The 26363-nt window shown below is 70.5% G+C and carries 26 protein-coding genes and 1 tRNA gene; 10 read left to right on the top strand and 17 right to left on the bottom strand.

The window, feature by feature from the left end; translation table 11 throughout:
• Positions 1–14 precede the first annotated feature (14 nt).
• Positions 15–1445, bottom strand: coding sequence for an MFS transporter (locus J8M50_RS10390; RefSeq protein WP_078480949.1), 1431 nt, complete (start codon positions 1443–1445; stop codon positions 15–17).
• A gap of 105 nt (positions 1446–1550) precedes the next feature.
• Here J8M50_RS10390 and J8M50_RS10385 point away from each other — a divergent pair, with 105 nt between their 5' ends.
• On the top strand, positions 1551–2468 hold the full coding sequence (locus J8M50_RS10385; protein ID WP_010355364.1) for a helix-turn-helix transcriptional regulator: 918 nt from the start codon (positions 1551–1553) through the stop codon (positions 2466–2468).
• On the opposite strand, the gene J8M50_RS10380 is transcribed toward J8M50_RS10385, so the two are convergent.
• From J8M50_RS10380 to J8M50_RS10350, 7 genes are all read right to left on the bottom strand, one after another.
• Positions 2450–2522 (bottom strand) — tRNA-Ala (locus tag J8M50_RS10380). The two genes, J8M50_RS10385 and J8M50_RS10380, sit on opposite strands and share 19 nt — an antisense overlap.
• A 98-nt stretch (positions 2523–2620) precedes the next feature.
• Complete coding sequence (locus tag J8M50_RS10375) at positions 2621–3292, bottom strand: histidine phosphatase family protein (protein WP_029184092.1); 672 nt, start codon at positions 3290–3292, stop codon at positions 2621–2623.
• The gene (gene rsfS / locus J8M50_RS10370; protein ID WP_010355362.1) at positions 3289–3726 is read right to left on the bottom strand and encodes a ribosome silencing factor; all 438 of its coding nucleotides are present in this window, start codon (positions 3724–3726) and stop codon (positions 3289–3291) included. The genes J8M50_RS10375 and rsfS overlap by 4 nt, the downstream gene beginning before the upstream one ends.
• A 75-nt stretch (positions 3727–3801) precedes the next feature.
• Positions 3802–5472, bottom strand: coding sequence for an LCP family protein (locus J8M50_RS10365; RefSeq protein WP_010355361.1), 1671 nt, complete (start codon positions 5470–5472; stop codon positions 3802–3804).
• 25 nt (positions 5473–5497) lie between these two features.
• Positions 5498–6124: a nicotinate-nucleotide adenylyltransferase gene (gene nadD / locus J8M50_RS10360; protein WP_029184091.1), complete on the bottom strand. Its 627-nt coding sequence runs from the start codon at positions 6122–6124 to the stop codon at positions 5498–5500.
• Positions 6125–6169: 45 nt separating this feature from the next.
• Positions 6170–6334 (bottom strand): hypothetical protein, encoded by a 165-nt coding sequence (locus tag J8M50_RS10355; protein ID WP_029184090.1) that lies wholly within the window; start codon positions 6332–6334, stop codon positions 6170–6172.
• A 131-nt stretch (positions 6335–6465) separates the two neighbouring features.
• Entirely contained in the window at positions 6466–6618 is a 153-nt protein-coding gene (locus J8M50_RS10350; RefSeq protein WP_010355358.1) for a hypothetical protein, read from the bottom strand.
• A 141-nt stretch (positions 6619–6759) separates the two neighbouring features.
• Between J8M50_RS10350 and J8M50_RS10345 the strand changes: the two genes are divergently transcribed.
• Positions 6760–7851, top strand: coding sequence for a M48 family metallopeptidase (locus J8M50_RS10345; RefSeq protein ID WP_029184089.1), 1092 nt, complete (start codon positions 6760–6762; stop codon positions 7849–7851).
• 91 nt (positions 7852–7942) lie between these two features.
• Here the strand turns inward: J8M50_RS10345 and J8M50_RS10340 are convergent, their stop codons facing one another.
• The 9 genes from J8M50_RS10340 to rfbA form a co-directional block, all read right to left on the bottom strand.
• Positions 7943–8224, bottom strand: coding sequence for a type II toxin-antitoxin system RelE family toxin (locus J8M50_RS10340; RefSeq protein ID WP_010355355.1), 282 nt, complete (start codon positions 8222–8224; stop codon positions 7943–7945).
• Positions 8225–8228: 4 nt separating this feature from the next.
• Positions 8229–8510: a type II toxin-antitoxin system Phd/YefM family antitoxin gene (locus J8M50_RS10335; RefSeq protein WP_223786189.1), complete on the bottom strand. Its 282-nt coding sequence runs from the start codon at positions 8508–8510 to the stop codon at positions 8229–8231.
• Positions 8511–8582: 72 nt separating this feature from the next.
• A complete protein-coding gene (locus tag J8M50_RS10330) occupies positions 8583–9653 on the bottom strand; it encodes an SCO2583 family membrane protein (protein ID WP_010355353.1) in 1071 nt (356 codons plus the stop codon).
• A 77-nt stretch (positions 9654–9730) separates the two neighbouring features.
• Complete coding sequence (locus J8M50_RS10325) at positions 9731–10273, bottom strand: SCO2584 family spore wall biosynthesis protein (protein ID WP_010355352.1); 543 nt, start codon at positions 10271–10273, stop codon at positions 9731–9733.
• A 100-nt stretch (positions 10274–10373) separates the two neighbouring features.
• Complete coding sequence (locus tag J8M50_RS10320) at positions 10374–11657, bottom strand: glutamate-5-semialdehyde dehydrogenase (protein WP_010355351.1); 1284 nt, start codon at positions 11655–11657, stop codon at positions 10374–10376.
• A 60-nt stretch (positions 11658–11717) separates the two neighbouring features.
• Positions 11718–12143, bottom strand: coding sequence for a DUF8830 family protein (locus J8M50_RS10315; RefSeq protein WP_029184087.1), 426 nt, complete (start codon positions 12141–12143; stop codon positions 11718–11720).
• Between the two features lie 203 nt (positions 12144–12346).
• A complete protein-coding gene (proB, locus tag J8M50_RS10310) occupies positions 12347–13477 on the bottom strand; it encodes a glutamate 5-kinase (RefSeq protein WP_010355349.1) in 1131 nt (376 codons plus the stop codon).
• A gap of 68 nt (positions 13478–13545) precedes the next feature.
• Positions 13546–14151, bottom strand: coding sequence for a dTDP-4-dehydrorhamnose 3,5-epimerase (rfbC, locus tag J8M50_RS10305; protein WP_010355348.1), 606 nt, complete (start codon positions 14149–14151; stop codon positions 13546–13548).
• A gap of 18 nt (positions 14152–14169) precedes the next feature.
• A complete protein-coding gene (gene rfbA, locus J8M50_RS10300) occupies positions 14170–15039 on the bottom strand; it encodes a glucose-1-phosphate thymidylyltransferase RfbA (protein WP_010355347.1) in 870 nt (289 codons plus the stop codon).
• Between the two features lie 136 nt (positions 15040–15175).
• Between rfbA and rfbB the strand changes: the two genes are divergently transcribed.
• The 8 genes from rfbB (at position 15176) to J8M50_RS10260 (ending at position 26348) form a co-directional block, all read left to right on the top strand.
• Positions 15176–16165 (top strand): dTDP-glucose 4,6-dehydratase, encoded by a 990-nt coding sequence (rfbB, locus tag J8M50_RS10295; protein WP_010355346.1) that lies wholly within the window; start codon positions 15176–15178, stop codon positions 16163–16165.
• Positions 16162–17001 carry a dTDP-4-dehydrorhamnose reductase gene (gene rfbD / locus J8M50_RS10290; RefSeq protein ID WP_010355345.1) on the top strand — a complete coding sequence of 280 codons (840 nt, stop codon included), beginning with the start codon at positions 16162–16164 and terminating at the stop codon, positions 16999–17001. Before rfbB ends, rfbD begins: the two co-directional genes overlap by 4 nt.
• Positions 16998–18263 (top strand): polysaccharide biosynthesis protein, encoded by a 1266-nt coding sequence (locus tag J8M50_RS10285; RefSeq protein ID WP_010355344.1) that lies wholly within the window; start codon positions 16998–17000, stop codon positions 18261–18263. Before rfbD ends, J8M50_RS10285 begins: the two co-directional genes overlap by 4 nt.
• Positions 18264–18393: 130 nt before the next feature.
• On the top strand, positions 18394–18777 hold the full coding sequence (locus J8M50_RS10280; protein WP_223786188.1) for a DUF2304 domain-containing protein: 384 nt from the start codon (positions 18394–18396) through the stop codon (positions 18775–18777).
• A complete protein-coding gene (locus J8M50_RS10275) occupies positions 18774–19538 on the top strand; it encodes a glycosyltransferase family 2 protein (RefSeq protein WP_010355342.1) in 765 nt (254 codons plus the stop codon). Before J8M50_RS10280 ends, J8M50_RS10275 begins: the two co-directional genes overlap by 4 nt.
• Positions 19535–20431, top strand: a complete 897-nt coding sequence (locus J8M50_RS10270; RefSeq protein WP_010355341.1) for a glycosyltransferase family 2 protein — start codon at positions 19535–19537, stop codon at positions 20429–20431. The genes J8M50_RS10275 and J8M50_RS10270 overlap by 4 nt, the downstream gene beginning before the upstream one ends.
• 126 nt (positions 20432–20557) lie before the next feature.
• Entirely contained in the window at positions 20558–22732 is a 2175-nt protein-coding gene (locus J8M50_RS10265; protein ID WP_010355340.1) for a bifunctional glycosyltransferase/CDP-glycerol:glycerophosphate glycerophosphotransferase, read from the top strand.
• A gap of 73 nt (positions 22733–22805) precedes the next feature.
• Positions 22806–26348 (top strand): bifunctional glycosyltransferase/CDP-glycerol:glycerophosphate glycerophosphotransferase, encoded by a 3543-nt coding sequence (locus J8M50_RS10260; protein ID WP_010355339.1) that lies wholly within the window; start codon positions 22806–22808, stop codon positions 26346–26348.
• The last annotated feature ends 15 nt before the right edge of the window (positions 26349–26363 follow it).

Raw genomic sequence — 26363 nt, 5'->3', positions numbered from 1 at the left:
CCGGACCGACACGGTCAGCGACGCCTCAGTACCAGTCCGGACACGGCTCCCGCGACGGCGGTCGCGGCAAGCGCGTACATGCACACGAGAAGCGCTTCCGAAGAGGTATACGCCCGAGGCCCCCCATGTGACTCAAGGCGGTTCAGGAAGAGTGTGCCGAAGGCCGAGACCCCGACGAGCTGCCCGAGCTGGGTGACGGTCGCGAGCAGCCCGCTGGCGTCCGCCGCGTCCTCGGGACGTACGGCCGCCAGCGCGCGCGTGAGGGCCGGGCTGAAGGCCATCGCGAGCCCTGCCCCCAGGCCCGCGTACGCGACGTACACGGCCGCCCCGCCATGGCTCCCGTCCCGCAGCGCGAGCCCCACCCCGGCCACCGCCGCCGCGACGAGCGCGAACCCGCCCGGCACCAGCGCCCGTTGGAGACCGGCCGGCCACCTCCGCCAGGTCAGCCCGACCACCCCGAACACCACGGCGGTCGGCCCGAACGTCAGCCCCGCACGCAGCGCGCTGTACCCGAGCCCGGCCTGGAGATGCAGCGTGAGGACGAACAGGAACCCCCCGTTGACGGCCATCACGGCCGCGATGCGTACGACGGCCAGGGCCGTACCGGGGTGGCGCAGCACCCGGGGCGCGATCAGCGGTACGCCCCCGCGCCGGGCGAGCCTCGACTCGTGCCCGCAGAACAGGGCGAACACCACAGCCCCGGCGGCCAGCGACAGCCAGGACCACGCCGGCCAGCCCTCCTCCTGCCCGAGCACCAGCGGGACGGTGACGAGCGACACGGCCGCCCCGAACAGGACCTGTCCGGGCCAGTCGAGCCCCCGCGCGGCCCCGGCACCACCCGCACGCGGGAGCACGCGAGGCCCGACGACCAGCAGGAACAGCCCGACCGGCACGTTCACCAGGAACACCGGCCGCCACCCGGTCCCGAACAGGTCCGCGCTGACCAGCACCCCGCCGACGACCTGCCCGGCCGCAGCGCCGACCGCGAGGACGGCCGAGTACACCCCGAGCGCCCGCACCCGGGCCTCCCCGGTGAACGACCGCTGGACGATGCTCAGCACCTGCGGAATCATCACCGCCGACCCGGCGCCCTGCACCAGCCGGAAGACGATCAGCTCGGCGACCCCCTGCGCGAGCCCGCACGCGAGCGACGCCCCGGTGAACAGCGCGAGCCCGGCGAGATGCACACGCCCGTGCCCGAACCGGTCCCCGAGCCGGGCGCCGGTGATCAGCAGGACCGAGTACGTGATCGCGTACCCGGCGACGACGAGCTGGAGTTCGGCTCCCGAGGCACCGAGGTCGGAACCGATCGTGGGGGCCGCGACGTTGACGATGAAGACGTCGAGCAGGGCCATGAAGAGAGCGGCGAGCACGGCGGCGAGCAGCCGCCCGGAGCCACTGTCAGTGGCGGGGGTTCTACTTGGAGCAAGTGGTGTGGTGGTCATGCCCCAGAGCGTGACCCCGGTTCGGTACGGGTGCCGAGAGCCCACTGATGCTGGTACTGACACCACTAGGAAAGCAACTGGCGTAAAACGGGAGGGAGTTCGAGGATGGGGGACGTGACGATGGGAACGATGGAGACGGCACCAGCACCCGCACGCCCCGCCCAGCGCCGCCGCCCCGAGCTGGCCTCCTTCCTGCGCACCCGCCGCGCCCGCCTCACCCCGGCGGACGTCGGCATGGCCCCCGGCCTGCGCCGCCGCACCCCCGGCCTGCGCCGCGAGGAGGTCGCCCAGCTCTCCGGCGTCGGCGTCACCTGGTACACGTGGCTGGAACAGGGCCGCCCGATCAACGCCTCCGCGCAGGTCCTGGACGCGATCGCGCGGACCCTGCGCCTCGACCAGCCGGAGCGCGAGCACCTCTACCACCTCGCGGAAGTCCCGTTCACGGCCCACCCGGAGGCCGAGGTCCTCTGCATCCCCCCGGAGGTCCAGGGCATCCTCGACGCCCTCGCCCCGCGCCCGGCGGTGGTCTACAACGCCCGCTACGACATCCTCGCCACCAACACCCCGTACCGGGCCCTGTTCTTCCGCGCCGGGGAGGGCGTACCGAACGCCCTGTGGCGCCTGTTCACCGCGAGGGACGAGGAGTGCCCCCTCGCCTTCCGCGACCAGGAACTCCCGGTGATGGTCGCCACGATGCGCTCCGCGTACGGCCTGCACGCCGGCGAACCGGCCTGGGAGACCTTCGTGACCGGCCTCTCGGAGGCCAGCCCCATGTTCGCCCGCCTCTGGAAATCCGGCGACGTGGTGGAACCCGGCCGCCGCGTGAAGGTCTTCCGCAACTGCGGTGTCGGCGAGCTGCGGATGACGTCGATGTCCCTGTCGATCGACGGAATGCCGGAGTGCCGGATCGTCGTCTACACACCCAGCGACGAGGAATCGGCGGAGCGGACGAGGCAGTTGACAACGAAAGATCCCGCCCCCACCGGGGACGGGATCTTGAGAAGTGGAGCTAAGGAGAATTGAACTCCTGACCTCCTGCATGCCATGCAGGCGCTCTACCAACTGAGCTATAGCCCCTCGCGTTCTTCCCGTTCCGTCTGGCCGGGCGAACAAGAAGAACTTTAGCCTGCGACCTGCCGGAAAGTGAAATCCGGGGTGCGGGCCGCCGGGGACGCTCAGTCGTCGTCGCCGAGGACCGGTTCCGGGAGGGTTCCGGCGTTGTGTTCCAGCAGCCGCCAGCCGCGAGCGCCCTCACCGAGGACGGACCAGCAGCAGTTGGAGAGCCCGCCGAGGGACTCCCAGTTCCCGGAGTCGAGCCCGAGGAGGCGCCCGATGGTCGTACGGATCGTGCCGCCGTGGCTGACGACGACGAGCGTCCCGTCGTCGGGCAGCTTCTCGGCGTGACGCAGGACGACGGGAGCCGCGCGGTCGGCGACCTCGGTCTCCAGCTCGCCGCCACCCCGGCGCACCGGCTCGCCGCGCTTCCACGCGGTGTACTCGGCGCCGTGCCGCGCGACGATCTCCTCGTGCGTCAGCCCCTGCCAGGCGCCCGCGTACGTCTCGCGCAGCGCCTCGTCGTGGGTGACGTCGAGGCCGGTGAGCGCGGCGAGTTCGGCGGCCGTGTCGGCGGCGCGGGAGAGGTCGGAGGCGACGATCGCGTCCGGCGTGAGGGAGGCCAGCAGGCGGGCGGCGCGGCGGGCCTGGGCGACGCCGGTCTCGGTCAGGGCGACGTCCGTCGTGCCCTGGAAGCGGCGCTCGACGTTCCACGCGGTCTGGCCGTGCCGCCACAGGATGACCCGGCGCCCCCGGCCGGGCCTGCCGTCGGCGACCTCACCCGTGGCGCTCACCACTCACCGCCGGCGCTGTCCTCGGCAGCCTGGAGCTTGGCGTGCTCCGCGCCCTTGCCGCGGGTCGCCTTGGCGTCCTCGGGGAGGTCGAGCTCGGGGCAGTCCTTCCAGAGCCGCTCCAGCGCGTAGAACACGCGCTCCTCGCTGTGCTGGACGTGGACGACGATGTCGACGTAGTCCAGCAGCACCCAGCGCGCCTCGCGGTCGCCCTCGCGGCGTACCGGCTTGGCGCCCAGCTCCTTGCTGAGCCGCTCCTCGATCTCGTCGACGATCGACTTGACCTGGCGGTCGTTGGGTGCCGACGCGAGCAGGAAGGCGTCGGTGATGGAGAGCACATCGCTCACGTCGTAGGCGATGATGTCGTGCGCGAGCTTGTCGGCCGCGGCCTGCGCGGCGGCCGAGATGAGGTGGACAGAGCGGTCGGTGGCGGTCACTGCACGGCTTTCCCTAGACGGTCGGTTACCCCTCAAGGGTCTCACGGCCCGCCGAGCGCGCTCACGCGACGAAGATCAGGACGCCGACGGCTTGTAGTCCTTCCCCAGGATCACGGTGACGTCCCCGCCGGACGCCGCCGCGGATTTCTTGACGGCGCCGGCGGCCAGGCCCAGCGTCTTGGCGACCTCGGTGGCGTTGTTCTTCTCGGCGTCGTCGCTGTAGGTGACGGACGAGGCGGAGGCGGTCGAGGTGACCGTGCCGCCGTCGAGGACGGTGAAGCCGCCGTTGAGCAGGACGACACGGGCGTCCTCGGAGTCGGCCTTCTTCCCGGTGGCGTTCTGCACGGAGACGCGGACGGCCGCGCCGGGGTCCGGGCTCTTCGCCGTACCGCCGAGGACGTTCTTGACGACCTCGGTGCTCGCCTCGGCGCTGAGCGTGCCGTCCTTCTGGACCGGGAGGGTGTCGGTCTTGTAGTCGCCGCCCTTGGCGAGGGAGGCGAGGTTCGCGAGGAAGGCGCCGAGGTCCTTGTCCGTGAGGGACGGGTCGAGGATCTGCGCGAGCGTCTGGACGGTGATCGTCGCGGCCTGCGCGTCGGAGGACACCTTGCGCAGCACCCCCTGCACGACCTGCCCGAACCGGGCGAGCTGCGCGTCCTGCTTCTCCTCCTCGCCCCGGTACGTGGCGTACGCGACGGCCATCTTGCCGCTGAGCGACTGCTTCTCCCCCTTGTTGACCAGCGCCTCCCCCTTCTTCGAGGCCGGGTCGGGGACGGTCGCGTCGGTGTCGACCTCGATGCCGCCGACCAGGTCGACGAGGTTCTGGAGGTAGGGGGTGTCGAGGCGCCAGGTCCCCTCGATGTTCGTCCCGAGGACGGTGTCCAGCGCGTCGCGGGTGCCCGCCGAGCCGTCGTCGTCCACGGACTTCGCGAGCGTCGTGCTGTTCCCGTCGTCCGTGGTCACGACGAGGGAGTTCGGCAGCAGGACCGTCGTCCCCCGCTTCGCGGTCGTGTTGTCGACGAGCAGCAGCGTGGAGGTGCCGCCCTTCGCGGTGTCGTGGAGGTGGACGACGACGACGTCCCGCTTCTGCGCGGCGCCGCCGGTCGTGGCGGTGGCCTTGCTGTCCGAGGAGGACAGGCCGGGGAGCTTCCCGGCGTACGCGAGATAGCCGACGCCGCCGACGGCGGTCAGCGCGAGGACGACGACGAGCGCGACGAGCCGGCCCTTCGCACGCCGCTTGGCCTCCTCGCGGCGTTCCGTGCGGTTCTCGGTGAAGTTCAGCCAGTCGATGACGTCCTCGGAGTCCGCGGTGGGCTCCTCGACGAACGCGAACTGCTCGGTCTTGTAGTCCGGTTGCTCCTGTGCGGGGGCGTCCTCGGCGGGCGCCGGGGGTGCCTCTTCCTCGACGGGGGTGGACTGCTGGGGCGGGATGTAGGCGGTGTTCGTGTCCGTCGCGGTCTGCTGGCCGTACGCGTCGTACGAGGGCTGGGTGCCGTACGCGTCGTAGCCGTAGCCCTGCTGGTCGTACGGCTGTTGCTGGCCGTACTGCTGCTGGGGGTAGGCGGGCTGCTGGCCGTAATAGTCGTACGTCTGACCCTGCTGCTGGGCCGCGTACGGGTCGTAGGGCTGCTGCTGGGGGACCTGTTGCTGGGGGCGGCCGTAGACCGGGCGGCCGTAGTCGTCGTAGCCGACCACGACGTACGGGGTCTCCTCGTCGTCCGACTGGTCCGCGTCGTAACGGTTGTTCACCGGTGCCCCTCTCGGCCTGCTCGCCTCACTCGCCGCGGTACAGCTCGCGCTTGTCGATGTAGCGCACGACGCCGTCCGGCACCAGGTACCAGACGGGGTCCCCCTTCGCGACGCGCGTGCGGCAGTCGGTGGAGGAGATGGCGAGCGCGGGGACCTCGACGAGGGAGACGATGCCGTCGGGCAGGCCGGGGTCGGCGAGGTTGTGGCCCGGCCGGGTCACGCCGATGAAGTGCGCCAGCGCGAACAGCTCGTCCGTGTCGCGCCAGGTGACGATCTGCGCGAGCGCGTCGGCGCCGGTGATGAAGAAGAGGTCCGTGTCCGGGTTGAGGGCACGCAGGTCGCGCAGGGTGTCCACGGTGTAGGTGGGGCCGCCGCGGTCCATGTCGATGCGGCTCACCGAGAACTGGGGGTTCTCGGCGGTCGCGATGACCGTCATCAGGTAGCGGTCCTCCGCCGGGGAGACCGCGCGGTGGCTCTTCTGCCAGGGCTGGCCGGTCGGGACGAACACGACCTCGTCCAGGTGGAACGCCGCGGCGACCTCACTGGCCGCCACGAGGTGTCCGTGGTGGATCGGATCGAACGTCCCGCCCATGACGCCGAGGCGGCGCTTGCCCGGGGTCGACGGGCCGGTAGGCATGTCCTGCTCTCCCATGCGGCAGACCCTACCGGCACCGGGTGAGGGGCCGGCCGGGGTGTCTCAGCGGTCGCGGTTGAAGCGGGTGGTGATCCACAGCAGGAGCAGCAGGATGCCGAACGCGGCACCGCCCGTGACCAGCGGGTCCAGGCTCTGGTGGTTGCCACCGTGCTCCTCGCCCTCGGCGGCGAGGGTGACCAACTGAACTGCGGTGCTGTGAAGGCTCATCTTCGGCAGACCTATCCGAGTGTGGGCGGAGTAAAGACGTCCGCCCATGGTACGGGGACGGGCCGTCGGCGATCACGCCGACTCCGCCATCGGGAAACAGAGCGAGGGGCGCGGGGAACTTTCGCGGGGTGTCAGTCGTCTTTCCGCTTGTAGCCCCGCAGCAGGAACCACCCCGTCAGCACACAGCCCACGACCATCACGAGAAGCACGATCCGGAGCAGGTTCCCCGGCCCCTGCTGGTCGGCGGCGGCTGCGGCGAGCCAGGCGGCGGGGGTGTGCTCCATGGTGCGGGACTCCTTTAGATGTAGTGCCCGTCCACCGTAACTCCGCCTAGGCTGGCAGCAGCCTCGGGGGCATAAAAGACCGCACAAGGGTCAGCAAAGGGGCCGTAAGCGGCTCACTCCACTTCGCACATGGGGGACGACATGTCCGACGACGGCCAAGAGCAGAGCGGCCACGAGAACGTGCCCAGCAGGCAGCGCAGGCGATTCCCGGAGATCTCCTCGCGTGCCTACGAACACCCCGCCGACCGTTCCGCCCTGGTCGCCCTGCGCAAGCTGAGCGGCTTCGACACGGTGTTCAAGGCGCTCAGCGGGCTCCTTCCGGAGCGCAGCCTGCGCCTCCTCTTCCTCTCCGACTCGGTCCGCGTCTCGGAGCAGCAGTTCGCGCACCTCAACGACATGCTGCGGGACGCCTGCGACATCCTGGACCTGGAGAAGGTCCCGGCGATGTACGTCAACCAGGACCCGCAGCCCAACGCGATGTGCATCGGTCTCGACGAGCCGATCATCGTCGTCACCACGGGCCTCGTCGAACTCCTCGACGAGGAGGAGATGCGGGCGGTCGTCGGCCACGAGGTGGGCCACGCGCTCTCCGGCCACTCCGTGTACCGCACGATCCTGCTCTTCCTCACGAGCCTCGCGCTCCGGGTCGCCTGGATCCCGCTCGGCAACCTCGCGATCATGGCGATCGTGACGGCGCTGCGCGAATGGTTCCGCAAGTCCGAACTCTCCGCCGACCGCGCCGGGTTGCTCGTCGGCCAGGACCTCCAGGCGTCCATGCGCGGCCTGATGAAGATCGCGGGCGGCAACCATCTGCACGAGATGAACGTCGACGCGTTCTTGAAGCAGGCCGAGGAGTACGAGGAGGGCGGCGACCTCCGCGACTCCGTCCTCAAGATCCTCAACGTCCTGCCCCGCTCCCACCCCTTCACGACCGTCCGCGCGGCCGAGCTGAAGAAGTGGGCCGAGTCCCGCGACTACCAGCGCATCATGGACGGCCACTACCCGCGCCGCACACAGGACAAGGACACGTCGGTCACGGACTCCTTCCGCGAATCGGCGGCCAGCTACGCGTCCAACGTCAAGAACTCGAAGGACCCGCTGATGAAGCTGGTCACCGACATCGCCGGCGGCGCGGGCGATTTGGGCGGCCGGGTGCGGCGGGGGTTCGGGGGGCGGACTTCGACGCCGACGAAGGACCGGCCGCAGACGGATACCGAGGGGGACGAGCAGTAGGACTTCGGGGGCATCCTCGTATCGGCTGCTTTCGGGTGGCCGGTACGGGGTTCCACTTCACGATGCCGTACGCCTGCCGATGATTCGAGGGCTACGGAACCTGGCGGTAAACGTCGCGGCGGTTGCCGACGGCCAGGACCCACACGATCAGTCGACCGTCCTCGACGGTGTAGACGACGCGATAGTCACCGACCCTGAGCCGCCAACGGGCACTGTGTCCCTGGAGCGCTTTGATGTCGAACGCGGTGGTGTCCCCCGCGTCCATCGCCTTCTGGAGTTCGGCGAGGCGATGCAGGACACGGAGGGCATCCGGGCGCGGGATCTTGAGCATGCCCCGCTGCGCGTGCGGCGTGAAACGTGTGGCGTACCCCACGAGGTCACCCCTGGTGGGTACGGAGCAAGGCGGCCATCTCTTCGAGCGAGACCGACCCCTGCACGCCCTCGGACTCGGCTTCGTCGGCCAGCCGGTTCAGCCACGCCTCCTCGGCGTTCTCCGCGACCTCACGCAGGCGCTGGTACTCCTGGATGTCGATCACGACGGCTTCCTGCTTGCCGCGCCGGGTGATGATCGTCGGGGTCTCCTCCCGGCGAGCACGATCGATGACGTCAGCGAGGTGACTACGGACCTCGGCCATGGATTCAACCACCGGATCACTCATGCACCCAATGTACTAGATGTACATGAACCCTGCGGGGCTAGGCCGAAGAACCCTCGGTACCGGCCGGTTCTCTCACACCTTCGGCAGCGCACCCCCCGCCAACGTCCCACACAACGCCGCCGTACTCCCCGTCCCGTACGGGTCCGTTCCCGCTGGGCCCGCTGTGCCTGCCGTCTGGCCCGCGAGGAGCGGGCGTAGGTAGCCGATCGCGTCCGAGGAGCAGGCCAGGGGGCCCGCCTGGATCGAGGAGACCAGGAGTTGGGTCTGGCGTAGGCGTAGGTCGTCCTGGTCGAAGCGGAAGTGGAGTTCGCGGCGGACGGTGAACAGGGACGCCTGGGCCGCGGACGCCGATGCGGGGCGGAGGGCGTAGACGTACGTGTGGTCCGCCGTGACTTCCAGGGTCTCGGAGTCCGTCTCGGCTATGCCCAGGGTGCCGCGGACCCGGATGCCGGGGTCGGCCAGCTTGACCTGGTGGGGGTCGAAGCGGACCAGCCAGCCCGTGGGGGCGTGGAGGCCGTCGGCCGAGGGGTGGGTGAAGCTCGCGTCGAACTGGTCGAGTTGCGCGGAGTCGAGCAGGACCCGGGCCGCGCGGATCTCCTGGCCGAGAATCACCTCCGGATACAGCGCCGAGCGGACGATGTACTCCTTGGCCGTGGTGAGCGCGGTGACGACCTGGCTGTCGGAGAAGTGGGCGGTGCGCCGCGCGGCGGGCAGGGTGACCCCGTCGGCGCCGGTCTTGAACCCGGCGGCGGGACTGTGCGCGAAGAGATACCCGGCGTCGGCGGCGCCGGGTACGGGAGACTGCGGGGCGAGCGGCACGACGGTCATCCGCAGGGGCTCGACCGCCCGCCGGGCACCCGGCGACTGGTAGGGGCTGCGGACCCCCATGTAGATGGCCGTACCGAACGCGATCGTGATCAGCAGGGCGAGGAAGAGGACCTGCCGGGTCAGTCCCCGGCGTAAGGGCGGGGGCCGGCGCCGTACGGCGGGCGCGTGGTCGCCGATGCGCTCCTGGGCGGAGTACTCCTGGATCCGGGCAGCGCGGACGAACGACTCGTCGAAGACGACGGATCGGTACTCGTCCTCTCCACCGGCAGGAGTGCCCTCGGGTGTCCCCTCCGGTGGGTCTCCAGGCCCGCCCATACCTTCAGAGTAGGTCTCAGGAGCCTCGGGTAAACGCCCAGTCGCAGGACAACTTCTGACAGGTTCTCAGCAACCGCTCACGGCGCCTGCGGGACCACCGAGACGGCCGGCGGAGCGGACGGCGTCGCGTCCGCGCCGGTGGACGTGGGCGGCGCCTGCCGGCTGCCGCCGCCCGAGGAGGAGCCCCGGTAGACGGCGGTGAAGGCGAGCGCGACCATGCCGATGCCCATGACGAGGGCGAGGAGCCAGGCGACGGGCCGGTGCCAGCGGACCTGTTTGCCGTACGCCCCGTAGAAGCCGTACGACGCGGGGGCGCCGTAGCGCGCGTCGAGGACCTCGGGGTCGTCCAGGTCATCGAGGTCGTCGGCGTCCCGGCGGGGGCCGTCGTCGTAGCGCTCGGGGCGGGGTCTGGTGCGGCGGGACTCCGCCTCGGCCTCGGCTCTCGCCTCGGCGGCGGCCAGGAGGCGTTCGACGGCGGACGGCTCGTGGTGCACCGCCGCCTTCACGAAGGCCTCGTCGAAGACCACGGAGGCGAACTCTTCGTCCGACACCCCGCGGTCGTGGTCGTCGTCGGGCTGTCCGCCGTCAGGGAACGGCGTGCCCCCCACGTCCTCCGGCACATGTCCAGAGTAGACCTGGGGGGTCCGTTTGGGCAGACGGTATGAATATTCGGCCACCCGATGAGACGCCTCTCACGCCGATCTCACGCCGGACAGACCGTCAGCGGACGTGCCCGTCCCCGGTGACGATGTACTTCGTGCTGGTCAGCTCCGGCAGCCCCATCGGCCCCCTGGCGTGCAGCTTCTGCGTGGAGATCCCGATCTCCGCACCGAACCCGAACTGCCCCCCGTCGGTGAACCGGGTGGACGCGTTCACGGCGACGGTCGTCGAGTCGACCAACTGGGTGAAGCGGCGCGCGGCCTGCTGGGAGGTGGTGACGATCGCCTCCGTGTGGCCGGAGGTCCACAGCCGGATGTGCTCGACGGCCTTCTCCAGCGAGTCGACGACGGCCGCGGCGATGTCGTACGACAGGTACTCGGTCTCCCAGTCGTCGGCGGTGGCCTCCACGACCGTCGCGGTGGAGTCCTTCGCGTACGCCATAACCCGCTCGTCGGCGTGCACGGTCACCCCGGCCTCCGCGAGCGCGTCGAGGGCGCGGGGCAGGAACTCGGGGGCGATGTCCTGGTGGACGAGGAGGGTCTCGGCGGCGTTGCAGACGCTGACGCGCTGCGCCTTGGAGTTGATGAGGATGTCGATCGCCATGTCGAGGTCGGCGTCCGCGTCGACGTACACGTGGCAGTTCCCGGTCCCCGTCTCGATGACCGGAACCGTCGACTCGGACACCACGGTCTGGATCAGGGAGGCGCCGCCGCGCGGGATGAGTACGTCCACGAGCCCGCGCGCCCGCATCAACTCCCGTACGGATTCCCGGCTTTCACCGGGCACGAGCTGTACGGCGTCGGCGGGGAGGCCCGCTCCGCCGACCGCGTCGCGCAGGACCCGGACGAGGGCGGAGTTGGAGGAGTAGGCGGAGCCGGAGCCGCGCAGCAGGACGGCGTTGCCGGACTTGAGGCACAGGGCGGCGGCGTCGACGGTGACGTTGGGCCGGGCCTCGTAGATGATGCCGACGACGCCGAGGGGCACGCGCACCTGGCGCAGGTCGATGCCGTTGGGCAGCGTGGAGCCGCGCACGACCTCGCCCACCGGGTCGGGCAGCGCGACGACGTCCCGTACGTCGGAGGCGATGGCCCGGATGCGCTCGGGCGTGAGCGTCAGCCGGTCGATGACGGACTCGCTGGTCCCGGCCTCGCGCGCCCGCGCCACGTCCTCCGCGTTCGCCTCGACGATCTCCCCGGTGCGCACCTCCAGCGCGTCCGCGATGGCGAGCAGCGCGTCGTCCTTCACGGCCCTCGGCAGCGGCGCGAGGTCGGCGGCGGCGGCCTTGGCCCGGTAGGCGGCCTCGATGACCGGGGACATGGCGTCGTACGGAGAGAGCGTGGTCATGGGGGAAGCGTAGTGCTCCGCGAGAGGGCGTCCAGCGCGTGGTCCACACCGCGAGACGGGTCAGAACGGGTGCACGCCGACCGGGGTCGCCGGGAGGGGGCCGTAGCCCTCCGCCACCCGTTGGTGGTAGGTCTCGCGGTTGATGACCTCCAGGCCGACGATCTCCCAGGCGGGCAGATTGGCGGTCTGGCGGTGTTCGCCCCACAGGCGCAGGGCGACGGCGGCGGCGTCGTGGAGGTCGCGGGCCTCCTCCCAGTAGCGGATCTCCGCGTGGTCGGGGGCGTAGCGGCTGGTCAGGAGGAAGGGGTGGTCGTGGGCGAGCTGTTCCAGACCCCGGCGCAGGTCCTTCACCGGGACGGCCGCGCCGGAGACGCTGAGAGTGACGTGCCAGAGGCGGGGGAGATCCTTCGGTTCCTGGTACGTCTCACCCGCCACGACGCTGGTCAGTCCCCCACGGACCGTCGGCCCGGGGCGCGTTCGACTCACGACGGCCTCCTTGACAGCTTGCACCTGGAACACAGTTGAGCAGGCCGCCGCCGTCCGCGGGCCACTTTCACGGAACGTCCCCCGGCGGTACGGGAGCCGTTCGAACGGATGCCATGACGCTCGTACGACAAGACGACGGTCGGACGGCTCTCCCGTGCCCTTGTTCCCGTCTCCTGTGCCCCTGTTCCCGCCCGGCACACCTCTCAGGACGGGGCCAGCACCACCAGGTCGTCCCGGTGCACGACCTCCCGCTCGTACGCCGCGCCCAGCTCCCGCGCCAGCTCCCGCGTCGACCTGCCCAGCAGCTGCGGGATCTCCTTCGCGTCGAAGTTGACCAGCCCCCGCGCCACGGCCCGCCCGCTCGCGTCCCGCAGCTCGACCGGGTCCCCGGCGCTGAAGTCGCCCTCCACCGCCGCGATGCCCGCCGGGAGGAGCGAGGTGCGGCGCTCCACGACGGCCTTGACCGCGCCGTCGTCCAGGGTCAGCGAGCCCTGGGGGGTCGAGGCGTGCTGGAGCCAGAGCAGGCGGTCCGCCGAGCGCTTGCCGGCGGGGTGGAAGTACGTGCCCGTGTCGCCGCCGGTGAGTGCCTCCGCGGCGAAGACCGCGCTGGTCAGGACGACCGGGATGCCGGCCGCGGCGGCGATTCTGGCCGCCTCGACCTTCGTGACCATGCCGCCCGTGCCGACGCCCGCCTTGCCTGTGCTGCCGATCTCCACGTGTGCGAGGTCCGCCGGGCCGTGGACCTCCGCGATCCTCGACGTGCCCGGTTTGCCGGGGTCGCCGTCGTACACGCCGTCCACGTCCGAGAGGAGGACGAGGAGGTCGGCGTGGACCAGGTGGGCTACCAGGGCCGCGAGCCTGTCGTTGTCGCCGAAGCGGATCTCGTCCGTGGCGACCGTGTCGTTCTCGTTGACGATCGGGAACGCGCCCATCGCCAGCAGCTTGTCCAGGGTGCGGGACGCGTTGCGGTGGTGGGCTCGGCGGCTCATGTCGTCGCTGGTGAGGAGGATCTGGCCGACTCTTACGCCGTGGCGGGCGAAGGAGGCGGTGTAGCGGGCGACGAGGAGGCCCTGGCCGACGCTGGCTGCCGCTTGCTGGCGGGCGAGGTCCTTGGGGCGGCGGCGCAATCCCAGGGGGGCGAGGCCCGCTGCGATTGCGCCGGAGGAGACCAGGACGATCTCCTTCTCGCCGCCGCTGCGGTTCTTTGCAAGGGCGTCGACCAGGGCATCGACTCTGTCGGCGTCGAGGCCGCCGGAGGCGGTGGTGAGTGAGGAGGAACCGACCTTTACGACGATCCTGCGTGCGTCTGTTACCCGCTGCCTTGCCGCTGTCACCTGCGTGTCCTCACGTGCGTCTGGGATTCGCAATGTACGTGAGGAGATTGGGGTGGTGCGCGGTTGTTTCAGAGTGCGGAAGCCAGTGAACGCCTGTACGCCACGCAGTCCTCGTACCTCGGCAGGATCCCCAGCTCCTTCGCCTCCGCCAGCGTCGGAGCCTCCGCGTCCTTCGCCGACAGTTCCGGCTCGCCCGGCACCGGCCACTCCACGCCGAGTTCCGCGTCCAGCGGGTGCAGGCCCCGTTCCCGCTGCGGTGCGTAGCCCTCGGAGCACAGGTACGTGACCGTCGCCCCCTCGGTGAGGGCGCAGAAGCCGTGGCCCAGGCCCTCCGAGATGTAGACGGCGTTGCGGGTCTCGTCGTCGAGGCGCATCGCCTCCCACTTGCCGAACGTCGGGGAGCCGACGCGGATGTCGACGATGACGTCGAGGACCGCGCCCTTCACGCACGTCACGTACTTCGCCTGGCTCGGCGGCACGTCCGCGAAGTGGATGCCGCGCACGACTCCGGCCGCCGAGACGGAGAGGTTGGCCTGCCGCAGGTCGAGGGCGTGGCCGACCGCCTCCTCCAGCGCTTCGGCCTTGTACAGCTCCATGAACATGCCCCGGGCGTCGCCGAACTGCTGCGGTACGAACTCCCAGGCGCCCTCGATGGAAAGCGGGTTGACCTTCATGGAAACAGGGTCCTTCTCTCAGGCTTCGTACGTGAGCAGGTCGAGCAGGTAGTCGCCGTACCCGCTCTTGAGCAGCGGCTCGGCGAGGGAGCGCAGCTGGTTGTCGTCGATGAACCCGGCCCGCCAGACGGCCTCCTCGATGCAGCCGATCTTCATGCCCTGGCGTTCCTCGACGACGCGGACGAACTCGGAGGCCTGGACGAGGGACTGGAAGGTGCCGGTGTCGAGCCAGACGGTGCCCCGGTCGAGGACGGAGACCTGGAGTTCGCCCCGGTCGAGGTAGTACTTGTTGACGTCGGTGATCTCCAGCTCGCCGCGCGCGCTGGGCGCGAGCCCCTTGGCGATCTCGACGACGCGGCTGTCGTAGAAGTAGAGCCCGGGGACGGCGTACCGGGACTTCGGCCGCTCCGGCTTCTCCTCGATGGAGCGGGCGCGGCCGTCCTCGTCGAAGTCGACGACGCCGTACGCGGTCGGGTCGGAGACGGCGTGCGCGAAGACGACGCCGCCCTCGGGCTCGGCGTAGCGCACGAGCTGCCGGTCGAGGCCGACGCCGTGGAAGATGTTGTCGCCGAGGATGAGCGCGACGGACTCGTCACCGATGAAGTCCTCGGCGATGAGGAACGCCTCGGCGATGCCGTTCGGCTTCTCCTGCGTGGCGAACTCGATGTTGAGGCCCCAGTCGGAGCCGTCGCCGAGGAGCCGCTCGAACTGGGGTCGTTCGTCGGGGCCGGTGATGATCAGGATGTCCCGCAGGCCGGCCAGCACGAGGGTGGTCAGCGGGTAGTAGATCATCGGCTTGTCGAAGACCGGCATGAGCTGTTTCGACACCGCACGGGTGATCGGCCACAGTCGGGAACCGGTACCACCGGCGAGCAGGATTCCACGCATGGACAAGCACCCTACGGCAGGTGGGGACCCCCGATTGTCCCGGCGGTGGCCTCATCGGGCACAGTGCGCACAACAAACACGATGCCAACAGCCGTGGAACAGCGCCCGACCCCCACGGCCTAGAATGCGGGTTCTTATGAGGATTCTTGTCACCGGCGGCGCCGGCTTCATCGGCTCGCAGTTCGTGCGGGCCCTGCTTTCCAACGAGCTGCCCTCAGGTGAGGGCGCGCAGGTCACGGTCCTGGACAACCTGACCTACTCCGGCAACCAGGAGAACCTGGCCCCGGTCGCGGACGAGGCGGGCTACACGTTCGTCCACGGCGACATCCGGGACTACGCCACGGTCGACGACGTGATGCGCGGCCAGGACGCGGTCGTGCACTTCGCGGCCGAGTCCCACGTGGACCGCTCGATCGCGGACGCCTCCCCGTTCGTCACGACGAACGTGCTGGGCACGCAGGTCCTGCTGGACGCCGCCAAGCGGCACGGCGTGGCCCGCTTCGTGCACGTCTCCACCGACGAGGTGTACGGCTCGATCAGCGAGGGCTCCTGGACCGAGGACTGGCCGCTGGCCCCGAACTCGCCGTACTCGGCGTCGAAGGCGGGCTCCGACCTGCTGGCCCTGTCCTACCACCGCACGCACGGCATGGACGTCGTCGTCACCCGGTGCTCGAACAACTACGGGCAGTACCACTTCCCGGAGAAGATGATCCCGCTGTTCACGACGAACCTGCTGGACGGCAAGAAGGTCCCGCTGTACGGCGAGGGCCTGAACATCCGGGACTGGCTGCACGTCTCCGACCACTGCCGGGGCATCGAGATGGTCCTGCGCGGCGGCCGGCCGGGTGAGGTCTACCACATCGGCGGCGGCACCGAGGTGACCAACAAGGAGCTGACCGGTCTCCTCCTGGACGCCTGCGGCGCGGGCTGGGACATGGTCGAGCACGTCGAGGACCGCAAGGGCCACGACCTGCGCTACTCCCTGTCGATCGAGAAGATCCGCAGCGAGCTGGGCTACGAGCCGCTGGTGACCTTCGAGCAGGGTCTCGCCTCGACCGTCCAGTGGTACCGCGACAACCGCGCCTGGTGGGAGCCGCTCAAGGCGAAGGCGGCGCTTCCGGCATGACGCGCTGGCTGATCACCGGCGCGGGCGGGATGCTCGGCCGGGACCTCGTCGCCACCCTGAAGGGCGAGGTCACCGCGCTGACCCGCGCGGACCTGGACATCACCGACCCGGCGGCGGTCCGCGCGGCCGTCGAGGGCCACGACGTGGTGGTCAACGCGGCGGCGTGGACGGACGTGGACGGCGCCGAGACGGACGAGGCCGCCGCGACCCGCGTGAACGGCGAAGCCGTACGCGTCCTGGCCGAGGCCTGCGTGCCCGGCCGCACCAGGCTCATCCAGGTCTCCACGGACTACGTCTTCCCCGGCGACGCCACCGAGCCCTACCGCCACGACTCCCCCACCGCCCCGCTCAACGCCTACGGGCGCGGCAAGCTGGTGGGTGAGGATGCCGTGAAGATGCTGCTGCCGGATTCCGGATACGTCGTGCGGACCGCGTGGCTGTACGGCGCCCACGGCCGCAACTTCGTCTCGACGATGCTGAAGCTCGCCGAGTCCCGGGACACGGTCGAGGTCGTGGACGACCAGCGCGGCCAGCCGACGTGGACGGTGGCCCTGGCCGAGCAGATCGCGGCGCTGGGCGAGAGCCAGGCTCCGGCCGGCGTCTACCACGGCACCGCGTCCGGCACGGCGACCTGGTTCGACCTGGCGCGTGCCGCGTACGAGCTGTCGGGCCTGGACCCGGAGCGCGTACGGTCGACGACGTCCGAGAAGTTCGTCCGGCCGGCCCGCAGGCCGTCGTACAGCGTCCTCGCGCACGACCGGTGGGACGCCGTCGGGATCGCCCGACAGCCGCACTGGAAGGACCAGTTGGCCCAGGCGCTGAAGGTGCTCGCGTGAGTCTGCTGGACCGGATCACCACCGCCCTGCCGACGGGAACGGCGTTCGTCGGGGCGGGGACGGCGCTGCTCGGCATCGCCAGCTACGTGCATCTCGCGGCGGCCGGGCACACGCTCGACGTCGACGACATGGCGAGTTTCTCCGTGCTGTGGACGGTCGTGTCGTCGATCGGGCTCGGCCTGTTCTTCCCGGTCGAGCAGGAGATCACCCGCCTCGTGGCGTCCCGTGTCGTGCACGGCGACGGCGTGGCACCGGTGCTGCGGCGCGGCGCCGCGCTGTCGCTGGGGCTGCTCGCCCTGGTGCTGGTGCCGCTCGCGGTGTTCTCGGCGAAGGTCGCGGACGTCTTCTTCCACGGCGACGAAGCTCTCGTCCTGGCGCTGGGCGGCGCGTTCGCGGCGCTCGCGATCGCGTACGTCACGCGCGGCGTCCTCGCGGGCCTGGGCCGCTTCCAGGCGTACGGCACCCAGCTCGGCCTGGACGGGGCGCTGCGGATCATCCTGCCGGGGATCCTCGCGGTGGCCGGTGTGAAGTCGGTGTTCGCGTTCGCGGCCGTCCTCACGGTCGCCCCGCTGATCGCCGTGCTGCTGACGATCAAGCCGGTGCTGAGCGGCAGCCACCACGGCACCCCGGCGCACTGGCGGGACCTGATCGAGCACCTGGGCCTGCTGGTCGGCTCGACGCTGCTGGCCCAACTCCTCGTGAACATCGCGGTGATCAGCACCAAGCTGATCTCCACGAACGACGACGCCCTGGTCGCGGCCCTGCTGTCGGCGCTGGTGGTGGCCCGCGTCCCGCTGTTCGTGTTCGGGGCGTTCCAGGTGTCGCTGCTGGCCGGGCTCTCCTCGGCGGCGGCGGAGCAGGACTGGGCGGGCTACCGGCGGCTCCTGCTGCGGGCGGCGACGATCACCGGCGGCCTCGGGGTCGCGGGCGGGATCGGCGCGACCGCGCTGGGCCCGGCGCTGCTGCCCGCGCTGTTCGGGGCGCCGGACGTGCTGACGGCCGTCGACTTCGCGTGGCTGTCGCTCGGGACGACCCTGTACATGCTCGCGATGGTGCTCGGCCAGGCCCTGCTGACGAGCGGGGGCGCGCGCAAGCAGCTGCTGGCGTGGGTGGTCGGCACGGCGGTGCTGCTGGCGGTCACGTTCAGCTCGCTGGAGCTGCGGACGCGGGTGGAGGTGGCTTATGCGGCGGGGTCTTTCGCCGTCGTCGCCTTCATGTCACTCGTTGTTCGAGCTCGTGTAGGCTACCGTTCGCCGCACTGACGAGAGTGACCATCTTCCCCTCACTCTGGGTAGTCACCGTGACGGGCAGTGGATCACAGTCCGACGGTCCCCTTCTGTGGCCGTCCACCTTCCGGAAGAGTAGACAGGCCCTCTAGCCATGCAACTGTGGATGCTGACGTCGGTCACCGGCGTCTTCCTGGTGCTCTGCATCGTGGAACTCCTGCGCCGCCGCAAGCTCAAGGAGAAGTACGCGTTCCTGTGGGTGTTCACCGGCATGGTGATCATCCCGCTCGGCTTCTTCCCCTCCGGTCTGGACTGGGTGGCGCGGAACGTCGGGGTCCGCTCGGGTGTGAGCCTGATCCTCTTCCTCAGCGTCGCCTTCCTCTTCATCGTCTGCCTCCAGCTCAGCTGGGAGGTCGGGCACCTCGAAGAAGAGGGGCGGACGCTCTCCGAGGAGGTCGCGCTGCTGCGCGTCGACGTCCAGGAACTGCGCCAACAACTGTCCGAGGGCGATGCGACCGTCGCCTCGGGGGACTCGGGGAGGCTCAAGTGATCGACGGCAAGCGCGTCTTGATCATCATGCCCGCGTGGAACGAATCCGAGGGCGTCGCCGACGTCGTCAAGGAGGTCTACGCGACGCTGCCGGGGGTCGACATCCTGGTGGTCGACGACGGCTCGGGCGACGAGACCGCGAAGGTGGCGGGCGCCGCCGGAGCGACGGTCATGAAGCTGCCGTACAACCTCGGCGTGGGCGGCGCGATGCGCGCCGGCTACAAGTTCGCGCACGACCGGGGCTACGACATCGCCATCCAGGTCGACGCGGACGGCCAGCACGACCCGCGCAACGTCCCGGAGCTGATCGCGCGCCTGGACGCGGGCGCCGACCTCGTGATGGGCGCCCGGTTCGCCGGGACCGGCGAGTACGAGGCGCGCGGGCCGCGCCGCTGGGCGATGCTCGTCCTCGCGTTCTGGCTGTCGCGGATGGCCCGCACCAAGCTGACCGACGTGACCTCGGGCTTCAGGGCCTGCGGGCCCGATCTGATCGACGCGTTCGCGCGCTGGTACCCCGTGGAGTACCTGGGCGACACCGTCGAGTCGACGATCGCCGTGGTGCGCGCCGGGTACAAGGTCGAGCAGGTGCCGGTCGCGATGCGGGCGCGCACCACCGGCACGCCGAGCCAGTCGCCGTGGAAGGCGACGATGTACCTGGGCCGGATCGGGATGATCCTGCTGCTGGCGTTCAGCCGCCGTTCCGCACTGGGCCCGGCGCGCAAGCGGTCCCAGCAGAAGGCACTGGAGAAGCAGGCCTCGTGACCATCGACATCATGCTGCCGCACTACGGCGACACCGCCCTGATGCAGGCGGCCGTGCAGAGTGTGCTGGACCAGACCGACAAGGACTGGCGGCTGACCGTCGTCGACGACGGCCGCGAGCCGGACGTCCCCGAGTGGTTCGCCGCCCTCGGCGACGAGCGGGTGCGCTATCTGCGCAACGAGGTCAACCTCGGCATCACCCGCAACTTCCAGAAGTGCGTGGACCTCGTGGAGGCCACGCATTTCACGATGCTCGGCAGCGACGACCTGATGATGCCGACGTACGTCGAGACGCTGCGCGCGGCGATCGAGGCCGAGCCCGGCGCCGCGATCTACCAGCCCGGCGTCGAGGTCATCGACGAGCACGGCAAGCCGGTGACGACGCTCGGCGACGAGGTGAAGCGGCGGTTGTACGCGCCGAAGACCAGTGACGGCAAGCGCCTGGTGCTGTCCGGCGAGCCGCTGGCCGCGAATCTGCTGGGCGGGAACTGGCTGTACTTCCCGTCGATCTGCTGGCGTGCGGACGCGGTGAAGGCGATCGGGTTCCGCGAGGAGCTCTCCGTCATCCAGGACCTGGCGCTGATCATCGAGCTGATCCGGCGCGGCGAGTCCCTCGTCGTCGACCCGGCCCCGGCGTTCCGCTACCGCCGTCACTCGGCGTCCCTGTCCTCCTCGGAGGCGGCGACCGGGTCGCGGTTCGGGGAGGCGGTGCGGTTCTTCAACGAGGTCGCCGACGATCTGGACGCGCACGGCTGGCACAAGGCCGCCAAGGCCGCGCGCCGTCACCTGTCGATGCGGCTGCACGCGCTGACGATGCTGCCGGGCGCCCTGCGCCAGCGCCGCTCGGACGCGGTGCGCAGGCTGCTGGGGTACGCGCTGACCCGGGCCGAGTAACGGCTCGGCCGAAGAACCGCAAAGAAGCACCCGATGTCCGGGGACTCGTGGAACCCCACTCCGCCGGGTCCCGTCCTCCAGTGCGAGGCTCGCCCCTCCCCCCGTCGCGAAAGCTACTGACCCCATATGACTGCCACTGGCTCCGAAGACCGGTCCCCCCGTTTCAGCATCGTCGTGCCCGCGTACGGCGTGGAGGCATACCTGCGTGACTGCCTCGACTCCGTGCTGGAGCAGGCGTACGGGGACTTCGAGGTCATCGCGGTCAATGACGCGTCGCCGGACTCGTGCGGCGAGATCATGTCCGAATACGCGGCGGCCGACTCGCGCGTGATCGCCGTACAGCTCGCCGAGAACGTCGGTCTGGGCCGGGCGCGCAACGCCGGGATGGAGCGGGCGCGGGGCGAGTACCTGATCTTCCTGGACAGCGACGACGTGATGCTGCCGGGGTCGCTCCAGGCCATAGCGGGACGGCTTGAGGACACCGGCGACCCCGAGTTGCTGGTCTACGACTACGACCGTACGTACTGGGACGGGCGGGTCACGCCGAACGCCAAGCGCAAGGCGCTCACCGACGCCCCGTCCGGCGCGTTCGCGCTCGACGACCACCCGGTGCTGCTCGAACTGCTCCAGGTCGCCTGGAACAAGGCGTACCGGCGGGACTTCATCGAGCGGTGGGGGTTCGTGTACCCGACCGGGTACTACGAGGACACCCCGTGGACGTACCCGGTGCTGGTCGCCGCCGAGACGATCGCCGTGCTGGACCGGGTGTGCGTGCACTACCGGCAGCGGCGGCAGGGGTCGATCCTGTCGTCGGCGAGCCGTAAGCACTTCGAGGTGTTCGACCAGTACGACCTGGTCTTCGGGTTCCTCGCCGCGCACCCCGAGTTCGACCGCTGGCGCGGGCCCCTGTTCGAGCGGATGGCGTTCCACCTCGGTGTCATCGAGCGGATGCCGGGCCGCCTCCCGGCGGGCGCCCGCGCCGAGTTCCGGGGCCGGCGCCTGGAGGCCGAGCGCCGGTACCGTCCGGCGGGTTACCGGGACCCCGCGAAGAAGCCGGCCAAGTCGGGCGTACGGCGGGTCGCGAACCGGCTGCCGAACCGGCTGCGCAGGCCCGCGCGCAGTGCGTACCGGGCGGCGGCCAAGCTGAAGAAGCCGGTGCGGACGGCCGTCCTGATGGCGTACTACCGGGCGCAGCGGATGCTGCCGGTGAAGAAGGACACGGCGGTGTTCGCCGCGTACTGGAACGCCGACTACTCCTGCAACCCGGCGGCGATCGACCAGAAGCTGCGCGAGCTGGCGCCGAACGTGAAGCCGACGTGGGTGCTGAAGCCGAGCCCGCGCAACCGGCCGCCGGCCGGGACGCCGACCGTGCACCCGGGGTCGTTCGGGTTCTGGCGGGCGATGGCGCGCTCGCAGTACTTCGTCAACAACGTCAACTTCCCGACGCGCGTGGTGAAGCGGCGCGGTCAGGTCTTCGTGCAGACCCACCACGGCACGCCGCTCAAGCGGATGGGTGTCGACCAGGTCGAATACCCGCTGGGCGCCGCCCAGTTGGACATGCGGCTGCTGATGGACCGGGTCGACCGCTGGGACTACAGCGTCTCCTCCAACAGCTTCACCACCGCCGTCTGGGACCGCGCCTACCCCTCCACGGCGTACACGTCCCTCGACTACGGCTACCCGCGCAACGACGTCCTCGCGAACGCGACCGCCGAGGACCGCGCGCAGGCCCGCGCGAAGCTCGGTCTGGAGCCGGACGAGAAGGTCGTCCTGTACGCGCCGACCCACCGCGACTACCAGTCGACGCCCCAGCCCCTGCTGGACGTCGAGCACTTCGCGCACAGCATCGGCGCCGAGTTCACGGTCCTGGTGCGCGCCCACTACTTCAACCTCGACACCGGGCACGGCAACAGCGAGGGCGTCATCGACGTCAGCGGCCACCCGAACGTCGAGGAGCTGTACCTCGCCGCGGACTGTCTCCTCACGGACTACTCGTCCCTGATGTTCGACTACGCGCTCCTCGACCGGCCGATCGTCCTGTTCGCGAGCGACTGGGACGTCTACCGCGCCACGCGCGGCACCTACTTCGACATCCACTCCGTGTCACCCGGTCCGGTGGTGGCCACCCGCGACGACCTCATCGACGTCTTCCGCTCCGGCCGCTGGTCCGACGACACGTCCGCGAAGGCCCGCGGCGAGTTCCGGCGCCGGTTCTGCGAGTACGACGACGGGCGGGCGGCGGAGCGTGTCGTGCGCCGCGTCTTCCTGGGGCAGGAACCGGAGCCTCCCGTGCGAGGCTAGTGCCACGGTGTCCGGCGAGTCCGGTCATGTCCGTCATCGCCAGCCGCAGTTCCGAGAAAGGCGCAGTACCCCGATGCCTCCCCGTCTGTCAGTAGTCGTTCCCGTCTACAACGTGGAACTCTTCCTCGACGAATGTCTCCAGTCGATCGCGGACCAGACGTTCACCGACTGGGAGGCCGTCGTCGTGGACGACGGCTCGACGGACGGCAGCCTCGCGATCGCGGAGAGATGGGCGGCGAAGGACGACCGCTTCCGGGTCGTCCCGCAGAAGAACCAGGGTCTCGGGCCGGCGCGGAACACGGGGGTCGCGAACCTCACCGAGGGGACGGAGTTCGTCGCGTTCGTCGACAGCGACGACATCGTCCTGGCGGACGCGTACGAGCGGTTCATCACCAGCCTCGACAAGACCGGGTCGGATTTCGCCAGCGGGAACGTCAACCTGCTGAAGGCCGGCGAGATCCTCACCTCCCCGCTGCACCAGAAGCGGCTGCGCACCGACCGCGAGCGCACCCACATCACCCGCGACAAGGACCTCGTCTACGACCGCACGGCGTGGAACAAGGTCTTCCGCCGCTCCTTCTGGGACCAGCACCACTTCGAGTTCCCCGGCATCCTCTACGAGGACGCCCCGGTGACCCTCCCCGCGCACTTCCTCGCCAAGGCGGTCGACGTGCTGGGCGAGCCGGTCTACCTGTGGCGCCAGCGCACCGGCGGCGCCCCCTCGATCACCCAGCGGCGCACCGAGCCCGTCAACGTCCGTGACCGCATCCGGTCCTGCGACTCGGTGAGCCGCTTCCTCGGCTCCCAGCCCGGCGAGAAGTACGCGGCGCACAAGCGCTGGTACGACGAGATCTTCATCACCGACGAACTCCCCCTGTTCATGGGCGTCCTGGACGAGGCGGGGGACGAGTTCCGCGATCTGTTCATGACGGGCGCCGCCGGCTTCCTGGGCCGCGTCGACCCGGCGGTCTTCCCCCGGCTGCCCGTCTCGTTGCGCCTGAAGTGCCACCTCATCCAGGAGAAGCGCCTGGACGAGCTGATGGACCTCCTCGCCTACGAGCGGGAGACCGGCCGCGCGGTCCCCGTGGTCCGGCAGGGCCTCAAGCACTTCGCCGACTACCCGGTGCTGTCCGGCAAGGGCGCGGTGCCGCGCTCGGTGCTGCGCGTCGACTCCGACTTCTCGGCGCGGGCCCGCGCCGAGGAGGTCGTCTGGGACGGCGGCAAGCTGCGCATCACCGGCCACGCCTACATCCGCAACCTGGCCGCCGAGCGCCCCCAGCCGACGGCGCTGCGCGTCCTGATGCTGCGCGAGAACGGCAGCCGCCGCACGGTCCTGGTCCGCCCGAACCGCGTCCAGGCGGCCCGTGCCACGCAGACGTCCGGTCAGTCGCTGCACAACTACGACTGGTCCGGGTTCTCCCTCGACCTCGACCCGCGCAAGTTCAAGGCGCGCGGCGGCTGGCGGGACGGCGTGTGGCGGCTGACCGTCGCCACCGTCCAGCAGGGCATCGTGCGCCGCACCCGCCTGAAGGCCGGCGAGAGCGGCAGCGCCGAGAGCCCCGTGCCGTACTGGGTCGAGAAGGACGTACGGGTCGTCCCGTTCGTCACCGACGACCACATCTACCTGCGCGTCGAGCGCGTCCGCGCCAAGCTCACCGGCCACCGGGTCACCGACGGCGTCCTGGAGCTGACCGGCGCGCTGGGCCACGAGGCGGTCGGCGGCAAGCTCGGCCTGCGCCTCACGCACGGCTCGACGCAGGCGACGCTGGCGTACGACGTCGAGCGCGACGGCGCGACGTTCACCGCGCGGGTCCCGCTGGCCGACCTCGCCGTCGACGGCCGCGACCTCGGCAACTGGGACCTCACCGACAAGTGGACGGCCGAGCTGTCGGTGGACGGCCGCTTCCACCCGGTCGCCGTCGCGCCGAAGGAGGGCGGCCTCACCGGCCAGTACCCCGTCGACGGCGAACCCGTCTGGGGCGGGCGCGCGGTCTGTGTCGCCGACGACGGCGTGGGCCGCCTCGCGCTGCGCACGCAGGCCGCGCAGCCCGCGGTCACCGAGCTGTCCGTGGACCCCGAGGGGCGGATCACGCTCGCCGGGGCGCTGCCGGTGACGGTGGACGAGCCCGTCGAGATCGTCATGCGGCACAGCCGCCACTCCGAGGAGCACTCCGCCCCGGCGACCCTCGTCGACGGCGTCTTCCGCGCCGAGTTCCTGCCCGTCCCGGACAGCCTCAGCGAGGTACCGCTCCGGCAGGGCCGCTGGTACCTGACGGCGCGCGCCGCCGAGAGCCGTACGGAGGTGCCGCTGCGCGTCGCCCCGGCCGCGCTCGGCACGCTCCCGCTGCGGTTCGCCGTACGCGGCCGGGACTACGCGCTCACCCACCGCTTCTTCGACCGCCTCCTCATCGAGGCGGCGCCCGACCTGCTGCCCGACGAGTTCGGCTGGTTCCGCCAGCGCGAGCTGCGCACGGGCGTGTACGCCGACGCGCGCACCGCGCCGCTGCGGGACACCGTGCTGTACGCGTCGTTCTCCGGCCGCCAGTACTCCGACTCGCCGCGCGCGGTGTACGAGGAACTCGTGCGCCGGGGTGACGAGTTGGAGCACATCTGGGTCGTCGAGGACAAGCGGGCGCAGATCCCCGAGGGGGTCCGGGTGATCCGCCGGTGGAGCCGCGAGTGGTACGAGGCGCTGGGCCGCTCCCGGTACATCGTCACCAACACGCACCTGCCGCACTGGATCCGGCGCCGCGAGGGCCAGGTCATCGTGCAGACCTGGCACGGCACCCCCCTCAAGCGCATCGGCCACGACATCGACAGCGTCCAGTTCGCCGACCGCAAGTACCTGACCAAGGTCGCCGAGGAGACGCCGAGCTGGAGCTTCCTCGTCTCCCCGAACCGCTTCTCGACGCCGATCATGAAGCGGGCCTTCCAGTACGACGGGGAGATCCTGGAGTCGGGCTACCCGCGCAACGACCTCCTGCTCGCGCCGAAGACCGAGGACACCGCGCGCAAGGTGCGGGAGCGGATCGGGCTGCCGGAGGGCAAGAAGGTCGTGCTGTACGCGCCGACCTGGCGCGACGACCAGTTCTACCGGGCCGGCAACTACAAGTTCGACCTGCGGGTCGACGTGAAGAAGGCCCGCGAGCAGCTCGGCGAGGACCACGTCCTGCTGGTGCGCAAGCACTCCAACATCGTCGACGCGGTGCCCGGCGCCGGGGACGGCTTCGTCTTCGACGTCTCCAGCTACCCGGACATCGCCGAGCTGTACCTGATCACGGACATCCTGGTCACGGACTACTCGTCCCTGATGTTCGACTTCGCGAACACCGGCCGTCCGATGCTGTTCTTCACGTACGACCTCGAGTACTACCGCGACCAACTGCGGGGCTTCTACTTCGACTTCGAGCGGCAGGCCCCCGGCCCGCTGCTGCAGACCTCCGACGGACTCATCGAGGCGCTCGGCGACATCGAGCGCATCCACGCCTCCTACGCCGACGCGTACACCGAGTTCAGGAAGATGTTCTGCGACCTCGACGACGGCCACGCCGCCGAGCGGGTCATCACCCGGATGCTGGAGCTCGCGCACCCCGACCGACCTGCCACGGAGCGTTGAGAGTGCCCACAGTCT

This window comes from Streptomyces acidiscabies (assembly GCF_020010905.1).
Taxonomy (GTDB): domain Bacteria; phylum Actinomycetota; class Actinomycetes; order Streptomycetales; family Streptomycetaceae; genus Streptomyces; species Streptomyces acidiscabies.
Note: the sequence above shows the minus strand (reverse complement) of the source record. Positions and strands in the feature narration are given on the sequence as shown.